At 70.9% G+C, this 15,181-nt stretch carries 13 protein-coding genes; 6 read left to right on the top strand and 7 right to left on the bottom strand.

Translation table 11 applies throughout. The features are described 5' to 3' along the window. Positions 1 to 3 precede the first annotated feature (3 nt). Positions 4 to 3,795 carry a type I polyketide synthase gene (locus tag GTZ93_RS42805; RefSeq protein WP_261778545.1) on the bottom strand — a complete coding sequence of 1,264 codons (3,792 nt, stop codon included), beginning with the start codon at positions 3,793 to 3,795 and terminating at the stop codon, positions 4 to 6. Between the two features lie 137 nt (positions 3,796 to 3,932). Between GTZ93_RS42805 and GTZ93_RS17470 the strand changes: the two genes are divergently transcribed. The 3 genes from GTZ93_RS17470 to GTZ93_RS17460 all read left to right on the top strand — a co-directional run bounded on the left by GTZ93_RS17470 (position 3,933) and on the right by GTZ93_RS17460 (position 5,702). Then, positions 3,933 to 4,193 carry a phosphopantetheine-binding protein gene (locus GTZ93_RS17470; protein WP_139923629.1) on the top strand — a complete coding sequence of 87 codons (261 nt, stop codon included), beginning with the start codon at positions 3,933 to 3,935 and terminating at the stop codon, positions 4,191 to 4,193. A 95-nt stretch (positions 4,194 to 4,288) separates the two neighbouring features. Continuing rightward, positions 4,289 to 4,888: a 2,3-bisphosphoglycerate-dependent phosphoglycerate mutase gene (locus GTZ93_RS17465; RefSeq protein ID WP_120581125.1), complete on the top strand. Its 600-nt coding sequence runs from the start codon at positions 4,289 to 4,291 to the stop codon at positions 4,886 to 4,888. Between the two features lie 109 nt (positions 4,889 to 4,997). Next, positions 4,998 to 5,702: a DUF4476 domain-containing protein gene (locus tag GTZ93_RS17460; protein WP_161662883.1), complete on the top strand. Its 705-nt coding sequence runs from the start codon at positions 4,998 to 5,000 to the stop codon at positions 5,700 to 5,702. Between the two features lie 13 nt (positions 5,703 to 5,715). Here GTZ93_RS17460 and GTZ93_RS17455 read toward each other — a convergent pair whose 3' ends face one another. Continuing rightward, positions 5,716 to 6,216, bottom strand: coding sequence for a hypothetical protein (locus GTZ93_RS17455; RefSeq protein WP_139923626.1), 501 nt, complete (start codon positions 6,214 to 6,216; stop codon positions 5,716 to 5,718). A 167-nt stretch (positions 6,217 to 6,383) separates the two neighbouring features. Between GTZ93_RS17455 and GTZ93_RS17450 the strand changes: the two genes are divergently transcribed. Then, positions 6,384 to 7,835: a chondroitinase-B domain-containing protein gene (locus GTZ93_RS17450; RefSeq protein ID WP_139923623.1), complete on the top strand. Its 1,452-nt coding sequence runs from the start codon at positions 6,384 to 6,386 to the stop codon at positions 7,833 to 7,835. 56 nt (positions 7,836 to 7,891) lie between these two features. On the opposite strand, the gene GTZ93_RS17445 is transcribed toward GTZ93_RS17450, so the two are convergent. The 3 genes from GTZ93_RS17445 to GTZ93_RS42310 form a co-directional block, all read right to left on the bottom strand. Further along, complete coding sequence (locus GTZ93_RS17445; protein ID WP_139923621.1) at positions 7,892 to 8,287, bottom strand: hypothetical protein; 396 nt, start codon at positions 8,285 to 8,287, stop codon at positions 7,892 to 7,894. Between the two features lie 50 nt (positions 8,288 to 8,337). Further along, positions 8,338 to 9,459, bottom strand: coding sequence for a cytochrome-c peroxidase (locus GTZ93_RS17440; RefSeq protein ID WP_121782385.1), 1,122 nt, complete (start codon positions 9,457 to 9,459; stop codon positions 8,338 to 8,340). Between the two features lie 180 nt (positions 9,460 to 9,639). Further along, positions 9,640 to 10,416 carry a hypothetical protein gene (locus GTZ93_RS42310; RefSeq protein WP_180946209.1) on the bottom strand — a complete coding sequence of 259 codons (777 nt, stop codon included), beginning with the start codon at positions 10,414 to 10,416 and terminating at the stop codon, positions 9,640 to 9,642. Between the two features lie 140 nt (positions 10,417 to 10,556). Between GTZ93_RS42310 and GTZ93_RS17430 the strand changes: the two genes are divergently transcribed. Next, entirely contained in the window at positions 10,557 to 11,648 is a 1,092-nt protein-coding gene (locus GTZ93_RS17430; RefSeq protein WP_257979546.1) for a DUF1624 domain-containing protein, read from the top strand. Positions 11,649 to 11,711: 63 nt separating this feature from the next. On the opposite strand, the gene GTZ93_RS17425 is transcribed toward GTZ93_RS17430, so the two are convergent. Beyond that, positions 11,712 to 12,896: a tRNA-uridine aminocarboxypropyltransferase gene (locus GTZ93_RS17425; RefSeq protein WP_139923693.1), complete on the bottom strand. Its 1,185-nt coding sequence runs from the start codon at positions 12,894 to 12,896 to the stop codon at positions 11,712 to 11,714. A 114-nt stretch (positions 12,897 to 13,010) separates the two neighbouring features. Here GTZ93_RS17425 and GTZ93_RS17420 point away from each other — a divergent pair, with 114 nt between their 5' ends. Then, positions 13,011 to 13,751: a 16S rRNA (uracil(1498)-N(3))-methyltransferase gene (locus GTZ93_RS17420; RefSeq protein WP_161662882.1), complete on the top strand. Its 741-nt coding sequence runs from the start codon at positions 13,011 to 13,013 to the stop codon at positions 13,749 to 13,751. Here GTZ93_RS17420 and GTZ93_RS43270 read toward each other — a convergent pair. Further along, complete coding sequence (locus tag GTZ93_RS43270) at positions 13,732 to 15,120, bottom strand: DUF2914 domain-containing protein (protein ID WP_120595423.1); 1,389 nt, start codon at positions 15,118 to 15,120, stop codon at positions 13,732 to 13,734. The two genes, GTZ93_RS17420 and GTZ93_RS43270, sit on opposite strands and share 20 nt — an antisense overlap. Positions 15,121 to 15,181: the final 61 nt, after the last annotated feature.

The raw sequence follows: 15,181 nt of genomic DNA, 5'->3' as shown, positions 1-15,181 counted from the left end.
CGTTCACGGAAGGAGCGCCGCGAGCTTCGCGCCCAGCCCTTCAGCGTTCCCGCCCGTGAGCATCGACTGGTGGTCGCCGGGCACGGTCTCCACCCGGAGCACCGCGCCCGAGTCCAGCCATTCGAGTTCCACGTGCTTCGGCATGTGCTCGATGACAGTCGCCGCGCGGAAGAACTGGAGGGTGCCACCCTCGAAGCGGGGCATGGCGTAGTCGCGCAGGGCCGTCATGTTCGCCTCCCAGACGCGCACGTACCGACGCTGCTCCTCCGGATCCGCGAAGACCTGCTCCTGCGCGAAGCCCACTCCGCCCACCTGGGCTCGGGCGATGTCCCCAGGGCCCGGCGTGTCGAGCATCGCGCACAGCGGCACCGCGTGGCCTTCCGCCGCCAGCCGGCGGGCCATCTCGTAGACCACCGCGCCGCCGAACGACGCGCCCACCAGCAGGTACGGCCCCACGGGCTGCAATGCGCGCAGGCCCTCCAGGTAGGCCGTCGCCATCTCGTCGACGGACGTGTGCAGCGGTCCGTCCGGCTCCAGGCCCCGGGACTCGAAAGCGTAGGCGGTCCGGCCCGCGTCGATGGCGCGCGCCAGCTCCCGGTAGAACACCGCCTGGCCTCCGGCCGCGTGCACGAAGAAGAGCGGCGGACCGCGTGTGCCCTGCTGGAGCGACGCGACCCCGGGTGGCAGGGACCGGCCCTCCTCGCGTCCGCCCAGCTTCCGCGCCAACAACTCCACCGTGGGCGCGGTCAGCATCTCCTTCAGCGCGAGCCGCTTGCCGAAGCGTTCGGAGATCATCGCGAGCAGCCGGAGTGCGACCAGCGAGTCGCCGCCCAGCGCGAAGAAGTCGTCGTGGATGCCCACGTCGTCCAGGCGGAACAGCGTCTGGAAGCACTCGACCAGGGACTGCTCCGTGGCGTCACGGGGCGCCACGCGCTCACCGCGACGGGGAGCCTGAGCCTTCGGCTTCAAGGGCCCGGTCGCCTTCGCCTTGGCAGCCATGGCGTCGCGTGCGACGGGGATCGGCGTGGCGTCATCCAGGCTGTAGTGCTCGCGGTCGAAGCTGTAGGTCGGAAGGTCCACGCGACGGCGCCGCTCGCCGTCCCGGATGCGTTCCCAGTCCACGTCCACGCCCGCGGCCCACGCTTCGCCCAGGGCCGCCAGGGCGCTCCCAGGCGCGTCGCCCTTCGTCGGCAGGGTGGCCAACACGGGCTGCGTCTTGCGCGCCGGATGTTGCCTCGTGAGCGCGGTGAGCGTCGTGCCCGGGCCCACTTCAATCAGTGCGCGGTCCCCGGACTCCAGCAGGCAGCCCAGCGCATCGGAGAAGCGGACCGTGTGCCGCAGGTGCCGGACCCAGTAATCCGGCGACGTCGCCTCGCGCTCCTGGAGCCACCGGCCGGTGAGGCTGGACACGACGGGCAGCGAGGGCGCGCGGAGCTTCACGCGGGCCACTTCCCGAGCGAAGCCTTCCAGGTACGGCTCCATCATGGAGGAGTGCGCGGCGCGCGCGTAGCGCACCCGCTTGTGCTCGATGCCCCGCGCCGTCAGCGCCTGCTCCGCCGCCTCCAACTCCGGCAGCGGTCCAGAGAGGACACAGGTCTCCTGTCCGTTGATGGCCGCTACCGACACGGCCGGCCCCACGAGCTCCGAGACCTGCTCCACGGACGCGAGCACGGACAGCATCCCGCCCGGTGGCATCGCCTCCATCAAGCGCCCGCGAGCGACGACGAGGCCCAGCGCTTCCTCCAGCGTGAACACACCCGCGAGGCACGCGGCCACGTATTCGCCGAGCGAGTGCCCCAGCAACGCGTCCGGCTTCACGCCCCACGACAGCCACAGCTGAGCGAGCGCCCAGTCGCAGACGAACAGCGCGGGCTGGGACCACAGCGGCCGGTCCAGCTCACGGGCCGCTTCGTCGAAGCGTTCGGGTCCAGCGAAGAGGATGTCGCGGAGGTCCGCGCCCATGGGACCGCGAAGCAACTCCGCGCACGTGTCGATGGCCGCGCGGAACGCCGGCTCGCGAAGGAACGCCTCGCCCATGTTCACCCGCTGCGCACCGCCGCCCGGGAACAGGAAGGCCACGCCGCGAGACTCGCCCTCGTCGAACACGGTGCGGCTCCGAGGAGGCGCGTCCTCACCGGCAGAGGACCGCCCCTCCAGCAGCGCCGCCGCGTCCTCGCCCGGACGGACCACGACGAAGCGGCGCCACGGGAAGCGCGCACGCCCCACCTGCAACGTATGAGCGACGTCCGCGAGCCAGGCGCCCGAAGCAGGGGGCGCGGACCGCGCGGGTGATGCGGCGCCGTTGTCCACTCCCGCCTGCCGTTTCACCGCGACCCCTTCCGCATGCGAAGTCGCTTCCGCGCGCGAGGCCGCCGCAACGGGAGCCGCATGCTCACGCAAGCGCTCCGCGAGCGCCGCGGTCATCCGCTCCAGCGCGCCCTCCGTCTTCGCGGACAAGAGCAGCACCTCTTCACCGCGCCGGGGCGCATCCGACTCCGGAAGAGCCGGCGCCTCCTGCAACACCACGTGCGCGTTCGTGCCTCCAATCCCCAGCGCCGTCACCCCCGCGCGCAGCGGCAACGGGCCCTCCCAAGCACGCGTGCTCCCCACCACCTGGAAGGGACTGCCCTCCAGCTCCAACATCGGATGCGGCTTCGTGAAGTGCAGCGTCGGAGGCAGCGTGCGGTGCTCCATCGACAGCACCGTCTTGATCACCCCCGCCACGCCCGCCGCCGCGTCCAGGTGCCCGAAGTTGCTCTTCACCGCGCCCAGACCACACGCGCCCGGAGGAGCCCCCTGGAACACCTGCTTGAGCGCCGCGACCTCAATCGGATCCCCCAACGCCGTCGCCGTCCCGTGCGCTTCCACATAGGACACGTCCGAAGGCGCCACCCCCGCCACCGACAGCGCCTCGCGGATGACCGCCACCTGTCCCTGCACCGAAGGCGCCGCGAACCCCGTCTTCGCGCCCCCGTCGTTGTTCAACGCCGTGCCCAGCACGATGGCGCGGATGCTGTCCCGGTCCGCCACCGCGTCCGCCAGCCGCTTGAGCACCAGCATCCCCACGCCATTGCCCACAGCCGTGCCCGCCGCGTTCACGTCGAACGGCCGGCAGCGCCCATCCGGCGCCAGGATGCCGCCCTCCTGGTTGCGATGCGCCCCCAGCTGCGGCGTGCGAATGGACACGCCTCCCGCGAGCGCCAGGTCGCACTCGCCCGCGAGCAGCGACTGACAGGCCAGATGCAGCGCCACCAACGACGTGGAACACGCCGTCTGCACCGTCATCGCCGGGCCCGTCAGGTCCAGCTCGTACGACACCCGCGTGGCGAGGAAGTCCCCGGAGAGCCCCAGCGCCCCCGCCAACCCCGCGGCCACGTCCCGCCCCCCGTACGTCGTGAAGCCCGCCCCCGCGTACACCGCCGCCCGCATCGGCTGGCCCCGGGGCGCATACCCCGCGGACTCCATCGCCGCCCACGCGCACTCCAGGAGCGCCCGGTGCTGAGGATCCATCTGCTCCGCCTCGCGCGCCGGGTACCCGAAGAACGCCGCGTCGAAGCCCTCCGCCTCCTCCAGCACTCCCGCCGCGGTGATCCACTCGTCGCCCTGCGGCAGCCCCAGCCGCTCGCGGCCCGCCGCGTCCAGCCGGGTGATGGAGTCCACCCCGCCCACCAGGTTGCGCCAGTACTGGCGCGCGTCCTCCGCCCCCGGAAAGCGCAGCGCCAGCCCCACCACCGCCACCGCCATGGGCGCGTCCTCGTCCCCGGCATCCGTTGAGGCCTCGTTCGCGTGGTCCATGGCTCCCGAGCCTGCCAGGGAAGCCCAGAAACCGGGGGACGCCGAAGCCCGCCTGCTCGCCCTGGCGCGGTCAGCCTTGACGCGGTAGTTCTATTTTCCTCAATTTGCAGCAAATCCAGAATCCGGAGCAGCCCACCATGAGCACACAGAGCGCAGTCCCCTCGCCCATGGAGGCGCGGCTGGCCGGGTACTGGCAGGAGCTGCTGGGGGTGGACGCCGTGCGGCCGGAGGACCACTTCCTGGAGGTGGGGGGCAACTCGCTGCTGGCCACGATGCTGGCCAACCGCATCGAGGACGACCTGGGCCTCCAGGTGGGCATGGTGGACCTGTTCAACACGCTGAGCGCCGTGGCGGCCGTCTGCGAGCGCCTGCAGCAGGAGACCCCGGCCACCGGCTGACGCGCCCCGGAGCGTGGCCGCAAGACGAAGGGCCGGGCGGGTGGACGGGGCTTGCCTCTTTTCCCCCCGCCCCCGGTTGAGCTAGCAGGGAGGCCATGCCCATCCTCGCCCTCGTCCGTCACGGTCAGTCCCTCTGGAACCTTGAGAACCGCTTCACCGGCTTCGTGGACGTGCCCCTCACCGAGCAGGGCCGCGCCGAAGCCCGCAAGGCCGCCGACGCCCTCCAGGACGTGAAGTTCGACGTGGCCTACACCTCCGCCCTCAGCCGGGCGCAGCAGACGCTGGCCATCCTGCTGGAGGCGCTGAAGCAGACCCCGCCCGTCATCCGCGACGCGGCCCTCAACGAGCGCCACTACGGCGACCTGCAGGGCCTCAACAAGGCGGACGCCGCCAAGGAGTTCGGCGAGAAGCAGGTCCACGTCTGGCGCCGCTCCTTTGACGTGCCGCCCCCCAACGGCGAGTCCCTGGAGATGACCGCCAAGCGCGTGCTGCCCTTCTTCGACCGCGCCATCGCGGGCGACCTGCGCCAGGGCAAGAACGTGCTCGTCGTGGCGCACGGCAACTCCAACCGCTCCCTGGTGATGCGCCTGGACAAGCTGTCCGGCGAGACGGTGGTGGGCCTGGAGCTCGCCACCGGCGTGCCGCTCGTCTACGAGATTGGCGCCGACGGCCAGGTCGTCTCCAAGCGAGGCTGAGCCGCCCTGACGGCAGGGCCTTCCTGGGGAAGATGGGAGGGGGCTTGAATGAGCGGCCCTCTTGCCCGTCAGATGGGACGAAGCACGAACACCCCCAAGGATGCACACCATGAAGGCCCTGACCCTCGCCGTCGTCCTGCTCTCCTCCGCCGCGGCCCTGGCCCAGACGGCGCCCAAAACGGCGGAATCAGTCACCATCTCTGGCGGCGCCGAGTTCCGCCGCCCGCCGCCCCCGGGCCAGTCCACGCCGCGCCCGGGACCGATGCCCCAGCCGATGCCGATGCCGGTGCCCTCGCGCAACCAGGTCGTCATCGACCGTGAGCAGGTGGCGCGCCGCATCGACCGGCTGGAGAACGCGCTGCGCGACGCGATGTCCCGCACGAAGGACGCCAAGGGCCGCGAGAGCATCCGCAACGCCATGGAGGAGCTGGACAAGCTGAGTGAGTACGTGGACGACGCCGCGCCGGTGGTGGTCAACCACCCGGCGCCGCTGCCGCCCCCGCCGCCGCCGGTCGTCCGGCCCATCTCGGACGTGCAGTTCCGCAACATCACCGCGGCGATGGTGCGCGAGTCCTTCCCGCGCGAGAAGCTGCGCATCCTGTCGCAGGTGGCCCCGAACGAGAACTTCCTCGTGACGCACATCCTGTCCGTGCTGGGGCAGTTCAACTTCTCCAACGACAAGCTGGAGGTGGTGCGCCTGATGCGGCCCACGCTGCTGGATCCGCAGAACGGCTACCAGCTGTACCAGGCGTTCCCCTTCTCCAACGACAAGCAGCAGCTGCAGGCCATCCTCGACAGCGGCGGGCGCTACTAGCCTCCTCGCGTCACTACCGGAGCGCGGACCAGATGGTCCGCGCTTCCTGCGAGTCCACGGTGGCGTGGACGCTGGCCAGCACCCGTCCTTCCGCGTCCAGCGCCAGGACATAGGGGGTTTCGCTGGGGGAGAGGCCCAGGGCCTTGGCCATGTCACCGTTCTTGTCCAGCCAGGTGTCCTGCCAGTAGGCCTGAGGCACCTGGCCCTTCGCCTTGCCGCGCGCGGTGCCCTCGCTGACGAAGAACGGCAGCTTGAGGGCGATGAGCGACTGGCGGTGCACCGAGTCCGAGACGTGCTGGTCCGCCGCGTCGAACCATCCGCGCATCTGGGCGCCCGCGTCCTTCTCGGTGATGACGACCAGCAGCGTGGGGCGCCCCTTCAACTCCTCGCTCGCATGCTTCCCGTTCGTCAGGTCGCGCGCGGAGAACTCGGGCAGCGACTGTCCCTGGGAAGGCAGCGCGAACGCGCCGGGAGCCGTGAGCAGCACCCCCGCGAGCACTGACACCGTGAGCATGGAGCGTCCCCGTCGCGAGCCTCTGGATTGGCGAGCCATGGAACAACAAATGTTCACGCGGAGTCGGGTTCTCTAGCGGCCGGAATGCCTGCGCACGCACGGCTGCCTGCTCCGGTGGGGATCCGGTAACGTCCGGGTCCCTCTTGACCTTGTACCGGGAGTCCCCCTTGAGAACCCTTTCCCTCACCCTGCTCCTGCTGCCGCTGACGGGCAGCGCAGCCGTGAAGAGCATCACCACCGTGGCCGAGCTCCAGACCGCGCTTTCGTCCGCGAAGGCCGGCGATGAGCTCGTCCTGGAGGACGGCACGTACACCGTCAACGCGAACCTCAACTGCGCCGCGGAGGGCACCCAGGCAGCGCCCATCATCGTGCGCGCGAAGAACCGCCACGCGGCCGTCGTGCGCTTCAACGCGCAGGAGGGCTTCAAGGTGTCCGGCCGGTACTGGACCTTCGACGGGCTCACGGTGGAGGGCATCTGCGCCAACGACCAGACCTGTGAGCACGCCTTCCACGTCACCGGCCACGCGGAGAACTTCGTCCTGCGCAACAGCCGCGTGCGCGACTTCAACGCGCAGCTCAAGGTGAACGCGTCGAAGAACGCCGGCGGCGTGTGGGAGATCCCGCACCGGGGCCTCATCGAGAACAACGAAATCTACGACACGCACGCGCGCGCGACGGGCACGCCCGTCACCAAGCTCAACATCGACACGGGCGACGACTGGGTGGTCCGCGACAACGAACTGCATGACTTCTCCAAGCAGGGCGGCATCTCCTACGGCGCCTTCATGAAGAGCGGCGGCAACCGCGGCCTCTTCGAGCGCAACCGCGTCCTGTGCGTGAAGGACCAGCCCGCGGGGGACACGCGCATCGGTCTGTCGTTTGGCGGAGGCGGAACCGGGAACGAGTTCTGCGCGCCGGCCTTCGACCCGACCGTGCCGTGCTCGCCGGAGCACAAGGACGGAATCATCCGCAACAACATCGTGGCGAACTGCTCGGACGTCGCGGTGTACCTGAACAAGGCCGCGAACACGCGCGTGCTGTTCAACACGTTCATCGGCACGACGGGCGTGGACTATCGCTACGCCCCGTCCACTGGCGAGGCCATCGGCAACGTGATGTCCGGCCTCATCCGCAACCGCGACGGCTCCAGCGTCACCACGAGCTCGAACCGGATGAGCGTGACGACCGGCGACTGGGCGGGCTGGTACGTGGCGCCGCTCAAGGGCGACCTGACCCTCAAGGGCGACGTGTCGGTCCTCGTCGGCGCGGCCCCGCGGAACACCCTGGTGCCGGAGGACTTCTGCGCGCGCCCCCGGCCCGCCACGACGACGCTGGGAGCCCTGGAGCACTCGCTGGGTAACTGCCCAGCGAACACGGGCGGCGGCACGGACGCAGGCACCGGCGGAACCACGGACGCGGGCACCGGCGTGGACGCGGGTACCGGCACGGACGCGGGCACCGGAACCACGGACGCGGGCGTCGTTCCGGACGCGGGCCCGGGCCCGGATCAGGAGCCGCAGGACGGGGATGACGGCGGCTGCAACGCGAGCCCCGGCCTGCTGCCCGCGCTCCTCGGGCTGCTCGTGCCGCTGGCCCTGCGCCGGCGCGCCCGTCGCTAGCAGAGGCCTGGCGAGGCGGCTGGAGACCCCAGCCGCTTCGCTCCCTCACCCGCGCTTCAGAACGCGGTGGAGACGAACAGCCCCGGGCGGATGGCCAGGATGCCACCCACCATGAGCGCCAGCGACACCAGCGTGCCCACCAGCGGCAGCACGTAGCCGGGCGGCGTGCGCCGGCGGTTCGCGGACAGGGGGCCCTGGATGGCGCCCACCGCGAGAATCATCATCACGATGTGCCCGATGAGCGCCGGGTAGTACCCGCGCGTCAGCAGCACGCCAATGCCCACGAGCAACTGCAGCTGCATGAAGCCGGAGTAGGACGCGCCGATGATGCGCCCCACCTTGTCGAACGGGCGCTTCGTGGCGACCGCGAACGCGAAGAACGCGAGCGCGATGACACCGGACAACAGCACCAGGTAGCGAAGACCCGAGTGGAGATGGAAGAAGAAGGTCATGGACTCGAGGGTTTAGCACCCGCCGGGCGGGGCGCGACGTTTCCTGCAAGCTACGACGGGTCCGGCTTGGGCGTGCGCTTCGTGCTGGGGGGCAGGGGCGGCGCGGAGATGCGCTCGGTGGGGGGCAGCTCGCCCGTGAGGCTCTTGAGGAAGGCCACCAGGTCGTCCACCTCGCCGTCCTTCAGCGTGCGGCCCAGCTGGTAGCGGCCCATCAGGCGCACCATGGTGGGCAGGTCCTTCACGCTCCCGTCGTGCAGGTAGGGCCCGGTCATCTCCACGTTGCGCAGGGTGGGCACGCGGAAATAGCCCCGGTCGTCCTCGTTCTTCGTCGCGTCGAAGCGGCCCGCGTCCGTGAGGGCCGGGTACGCCTCCACCAGCCCCAGCTTCTGGAACGAAGAGCCGCCCACCGCCGGGCCGTTGTGGCACGTGGTGCAGCCGGTGGTGACGAAGGCCTCCAGGCCGCGCTGCTCCTGCGCGCTCAGGGCCACGTGCTCCCCCGCGAGGAAGCGGTCGAAGCGCGACGGCGTGGTGAGCGTGCGCTCGAAGGCGGCCAGCGCCCGGGCGGCGTTGGCCAGCGTGACGGGCTTGCCCCCCTTGGGGAAGGCGGTGCGGAAGCGCGTGCTGTATTCAGGGATGGAGGACAGCGTGGCCTCGACGCGCTTCGCGTCCGGCATGGCCATCTCCACCGGGTTCATCATCGGCCCTTCCGCCTGGGCCTCCAGCGTGGCGGCGCGGCCGTCCCAGAACTGCGCGATGTAATGGGCCGCGTTGTAGACGGTGGGCGAGTTGCGGCTGCCCTTCTGCTTCTTGTGACCTTCCGACAACGCCTTGTTGTCCACGCCGAAGGTGTCGAGTCCGTGGCAGCTGTTGCAGGACACGTCGTGGTTCTTCGACAGGCGGGGCTCGTGGAAGAGCATGCGCCCCAGGGCCACCTGCTCCGCGGTGTCGTCGGGCAGCGGCGCCTGGTTGCGAGGCGCCTGGAAGAAGTGCGACGCCAGCTTCGCCACCGCCGCGGCATCCGGTGCCGTGGGCTTCGGAGCCTGCTCCGCCACGGGAGCGGGCGCGGCCGGCTTCGCCTCCGGAGCCTTGTCTGGGGAGCGCTCACAACCGGCGAACAAGCCCGTTCCCATCACAGACAGGGTGAACCCGAGCAGCAATCGATTTCGCGTCATGTGAAGAGCCTCCCGGATGCGGCGCGGAGCGCACCGTACCAGTGCTCCGGGCGGCTGGCGTCGCGACAGAACGTCGCACCCACGGCGCGGGCTTTCCCATTCCATCAGTCTGGCAGCGCCTGCCCGGACGGCGGCCCGGCGGACGCGGCCCGAGCCTTCTGCGGAACAATCCCCGCGCCGCTACCTCTTCTTCAAGGTCTCGGTTACACGCAGTGGCGCATCCGCCAGGAAGCGGGGCGCCACGGAGGACGGCGGATGCAGGATGGAGACACGGGCGGCAAGGGGCGGGAGGTGGACGTGCTCGTCTGCCGCAAGTGCCTGACGAAGAGCGCCCGGAGCGGAGGGCAGGACCTGCCGCGCTGGCTCCAGGGGGAGCTGGCCGAGAAGGGCCTCACCGGTCAGGTGCGCGTCACGCCCACCGGATGCATGAACCAGTGCCCGCGTCGGCAGGTCACCGTGCTCGTCTCCGACTCCGATGATCCCGAAGGCCGCCTGCTGCTGGTGGAGCCCCGGCTGCAGCGCGACCTGCTGCTGAAGTTCGTGGAGCGCCGCGCGCGCCCGGACGCTCCCGCCGCCACGCCCGGCGACGGCGACGCTCCGGGGGGGCAGGAGCACCTCGGTGATGAACCGGTCCACGAGGAACGAGGCCAGTAGCCCCGTCGCGGTGCCGGCGGTGTCCCACGCCAGGTCCTTCACGGAGAAGACGCTGCCGCGAGCCTTGTCGTACACCTCCTTGCCCAACCCCACGCCCAATCCCAGTCCCACGCCAGTGAGCGCACGCGCGCCCGGTGAATCGAAGAGGACGGCGCCGGCCCCGTAGCCCACGCCCGTGGCCGCCGCGCACGCCGCGAAGTGTTTGGGCTTGTCGCTGCCAAACCAGTCATCGCCGGACGCGGCGCGGCCAGAGGCCGGGACAGCGAGGAGCACGAGGGCAGCGAGCGCGGAACGGGCGGACATGCATCCATCCTGTAGCATCCTCCGCGGAGGACGCGACCTGGGCTGAGAGTGAAAATCCGGCGCGTTTCCACGCTTGCCGACCCCCACGGTTGGTGCGTTTTGGAGACGAGGCCCGCACGTGGGCTTATGCTCGACTCGTTTTGAAAGGCTTCGGTCCCTCGCTCAACTTCCGGCAGACCCGGCACCCCGCGTTGGATGGCGCGCGAGGACTGGCCGTGCTCGCCATGGTGATGGGTCACACGCTGGACGCGCTGCTGGCGCCCGCGTTCCGGGACCATCCGTGGATCCAGGAGTACTGGAAGATCCGGGGCATCACCGCGCCGCTGTTCCTGCTGGTGAGCGGCTGGGCGGTGGTGATGGCGCTGGGCACGAAGCCGGGCGCCGCGAAGGACTCCTTCCGCCGCCGGTTCCGCCGCGCGCTGCTGCTGCTCTTCCTGGGCTACCTGCTGCACTGGCCGGGCTGGGGCGCGGTGCGCGAGCTGGGCTTCTCCGAAGCCATGTTGCGCAAGGTGTTCCAGTTCGACGCGCTCCAGTGCATTGGCGCGGCGCTGCTCCTGGGCGCCATGGCGCTGGTGGTGACGCCGCACCGGGGCGCTCGGGCGCTGCTGCTGGGCGGGCTGGCGGTGGGCATCCCCCTGGCGAGCGCCGGGATGTGGGACGCGGGCGCGCACCTGCCGGTGCCGCTGCAGCAGTTCATTGGCAATGGGGAGGGCAGCCGCTTCCCGTTCTTCCCCTGGGCGGGCTTCTTCTTCGCGGGCGCGTTCGCCGCGCACGCCCTTCACCTGCTCAAGCCAGGCCTGCCGCAGGGCTTCTCATTGCTCGCGCTGGGCGGAGCGCTGCTGGCGCTCACCCGTTGGGTGCCCGTGGAGTGGACGCCCACCAGTCCCACGATGGTGCTGTACCGCGTGGCGCAGGGCCTGCTGGTGCTGGGCGTCGTGAACCTGCTGCCGCAGCGGGTGAGCGGCCTGCTGGCGCCGCTGGGACGGCTGTCGTTGTGGATCTACGTGCTGCACCTGCCGGTGGTGTACGGCTGGGCGGACATCGCGGGCCTCGCGCAGCGCATCGGTCCCCGGCTGGGCATCGCGGCGGCGCTGGGTACCTCCGTGGCGCTGCTGGTGGGCTGCTACCTCATCGCCCGGGTGGGCCGCTGGGTCCGCGAGCAGGCCAGTCCGTGGCGCGCCGGCTCCACCACGCTGAACGCCAGCGTCAGCACCGCGCGCCTGGGCCAGTAGTAGGAAGCCCCGACCGTTCACGCGGCCGGGACGACGGCGCGCAGGGCGGCCACGCTCGCGGACTCAGCCCTCGGAGCCGGTGCGCGGCAGCTTCGCGGGCGGCTCGGTCGCGTTGCCACGCGCCACCAGCTCACGCGTCACGGCCTCCAGTGCGTTGATGCGGCGGCCCGCGCGGCCCCGGGCCCACGTCGCCACCTCCGGCGCCTTGAGCAGCTCCACGGCCTGCTCCACGCCGCCTGCCTTGCCCTTGAGCGCCCGCGCGGTGACCAGCCGCACGTTGCGCGCGGCCCTGCGCGTCAGGCCGCTGTTCCACAGCAGGTCCAGGGCGAACGAGGTCCACACCGTCAGCTCGTCGTACGGGCGCAGGAACGCCTCGAAGCGGGCCAGTGCCTGGGCACGCGGCTCACCGGCGCGCAGCTCCTCCTCCGGCAGCTCGACGTGCAGTGACGTGCTGTACGCGAGCGGCTGCTCCGGCGCGATGACCGCCTCGAAGCGCTCGCCCGTGGCGTAGCGGACCGCCACCAGGTGCACCAACTCCGGAGGGATGCCCGCCTCCAGCGGGTGCGCGTTCGCCTCCGCGTAGAAGAGGACCAGCCGGTCCGCGGCATCCGCCAGCGAGCGCAGCTCCAGCGGCGGGCGCCACTCGCCCTTGTAGATGCGGCGGCGGTTGGGCCCCGTGCGCGTCTCCTGGCGCTCCAGCTGCGTGTCCACCATGAACTCGAACGCGCCCAGCATGCGGTCGAAGTACTCGGGCTTGCCCTCCAGTTGGCCCAGGATTTCCGCCACCGCCTCGATGGTGGAGACGCAGTGGTCCGCCGGCTCCGCGCGGATGCGGTAGTTGCTGGGGCGGCGCGGCACGAAGCCGATGCGCGGCAGCGCCGCGAGCACCGGGTTGCGCATCACCACCTTCTTCGCCTGCGGCCAGGTGCCGTCCACGACGATGAGCGTCTCTGGAGGATTCGCCTGGGCCTCCTCCACGGAGATGGCGTCCTCGCCCGGGAAGAGCACCGCGACGCGCTCGGGGTTCTTCGCCAGCTCCTCCAGCCGCGCGTGGCCGGAGAAGTCCACGCCCCGGTGCAGCTCCGAGTTGGTCAGCGACAGGTGCGCCATGCGCGCCGTGCCAATGGCCACGCGCCGTTCCCTCGGATGCTGGAGGAACACCACGCGCGTGCGCGTCTGGAGCTGGGGGACATGCGCGCAGTAGCACGCGCTTTCAGGACGCAGACACTTGATGCAGAAGGTACGCACGCCCGGCCCTTTATCACGGCCCCGCCCCGCCCTGCCCCGGTCGACCGGCACGGCCCCTCCCGGAAGGCTCGCCCCCTCCCCTGCCCGCCCGGGAACGGCTACATGGAGGGGACCGTGAACCTGCTCCTGCTCTTGGACGAGGACTTCCAGCCGGACGGCACCGCCCGGCTCACCGGCCGCCGCGCGCAGCACGCCCGCGAGGTCCTCAAGGCCGAACCCGGCGAATCCCTGCGCGTGGGCCGCCTCAACGGCCTCATCGGCACGGGAGAGGTGCTGGAGAACGCCCCCGGCCTGCTCCACCTGCGCGTCGACCTCACGGACCCGCCGCCGCCCCGGGCCGGCGTGGACCTGCTCCTGGCCATCCCGCGCCCCAAGGCGCTCAAGAAGGTCCTGCCTGCCGTGGCGTCCCTGGGCGTGGACCGCATCGTGCTGGTGAACGCGGCCCGCGTGGAGAAGAGCTACTTCGACTCCAAGGTGCTCAACGAGGCCTTCGTCCGCGAGCTGATCCTCCAGGGCCTGGAGCAGGCCCGCGACACGCGCATGCCGGAGGTGCTGATCCGCGAGCGCTTCCGCCCCTTCGTCGAGGACGAGTTGGACGCTGTCTTCGGCCCGGAGCCGCTGCGCCTGCTCCCCCACCCGCCCGCCAGCCTCTCCCTCCAGGCCCGGGACATCACGCGCGCCACGCGGGTGGTGCTCGCCATCGGTCCGGACGGAGGCTGGGTGCCCTTCGAGACCCAGCTGCTGGAAGCCCACGGCTTCCTGCCCTTCTCGCTGGGCCCCCGCATCCTGCGCGTGGAGACGGCGGTGCCGGTGCTGCTGGGTCAGGTGACGCTGCTCAAGGCGCCGGCGCCGTAGCCGCGGGGGCCACGGCCTTCGGAGGATGGTCCTTCTCCCAGGCCTCCAGCGGCAGCGGCTTGGTGGTCTTGAGCACGGACACCTCCACCTTGTTGGTGGGCTTCTCTGTGCCCGTGCCGTCGATGACGGTGAAGTTCAGGCGGTTGATTTCATGCCCGCTCTCCGTCTCCACCACGACGCGCCAGTCGCCCGGTTTGAGCGGGATGCCCGGCCGCGCGTAGTAGCGGAAGCCGCCCTCCGAGCCGTTGCTGCTCACCGGGGCACGATAGCCCTTGCCCAGCGCCGTCCAGCCCTTCTCCGGGTGGTCATGGAACCAGCGCACGACGACGTAGTAACTCTCGAAGCCCTTGGGCGCGAAGATGCGGAAGAAGTACACGGGCTGCTCGCCGTTGCGCGCCGTGAACTCCTGGTCGCCGTGGTGGAACGCCGTCCAGACCTTCCACCAGGGCTGCTCGTCCGACGTCAGGCGATACACGCCCGAGGTGCCATAGACGCTCTGGGGGACCTTCTCCACCGCGTGGTAGATGCCGCTGTACTGCACCGCCAGGGGCACCGGCGGAATCACGCCCAGGAAGTAGCACCCGAGCAGGAGCGCCTGCGCGCCGAAGCCGGGCACCGCCACCGTGCGCAGCAGCGCCTTCTCATCCGGCCGCCACCGCTTGAGCACGCGAAGCAGCCCATAGATGCTCCCGCAGCCCAGCACGACGGACAGCGTGAAGATCCACCACCCCACCCGTCCGAACAGCACCGGCAGCAGCGACGCGAAGTACAGCGTCACGCACAGGCTGAAGACGGCCACACGGATGACGGGGCCCAGCTGGCGGAAGCGCGGCAGCTCGTTGGCCACCAGCAACCCGAACATGCCCGCCATGAACAGGAGCGGCGTGAAGCCCGACGAGCTCTTGAACAGGAACAGCGTGAACGCGCTCAGCAGGCTGCCCATCAAGAAGTGCAGCGCGTCCTCGCGGAAGCGCCATACCTTGACCAGCAGCTTCGGCGGCTCCACGCCTTCCGGGTAGCGCTGCTCCAGCACCAGCAGGCCCGCGAGGATGGCCAGGTAGACGAAGTTCTGCACCTCCGTGAGCGCATCGTCGACGGGGCTCAGCGTGAGGACGTCGTAGAGGAAGCCCGCGAAGAAGAAGAGGGCCATCTCCTGCTTCTCGTACTTCGCGCGGAGAGCCTGCACGCGGTCCACCAGCGTAGGCGTCTTCTCCGTGCTGACGAGGTCGTCCGGATCCGCGACCGCGGCGCCGGGCGTGGCGACCGCGACGTTCGCGCCGGGAGGAAGGGGCCCCCCCTCGACCGGCACGCCGGGCACTTCGGTGGACGCGTCCTGCGGCTTCGACTCAGGCGGTGTGACGGTGAGCACGGCGGCTTTCAACCCCTCTTGGCGACCGCCGCCCAGTCTACGCGGGGGACGGGGCCCGGGT

This window comes from Corallococcus exiguus (assembly GCF_009909105.1).
Taxonomy (GTDB): domain Bacteria; phylum Myxococcota; class Myxococcia; order Myxococcales; family Myxococcaceae; genus Corallococcus; species Corallococcus exiguus.
Note: the sequence above shows the minus strand (reverse complement) of the source record. Positions and strands in the feature narration are given on the sequence as shown.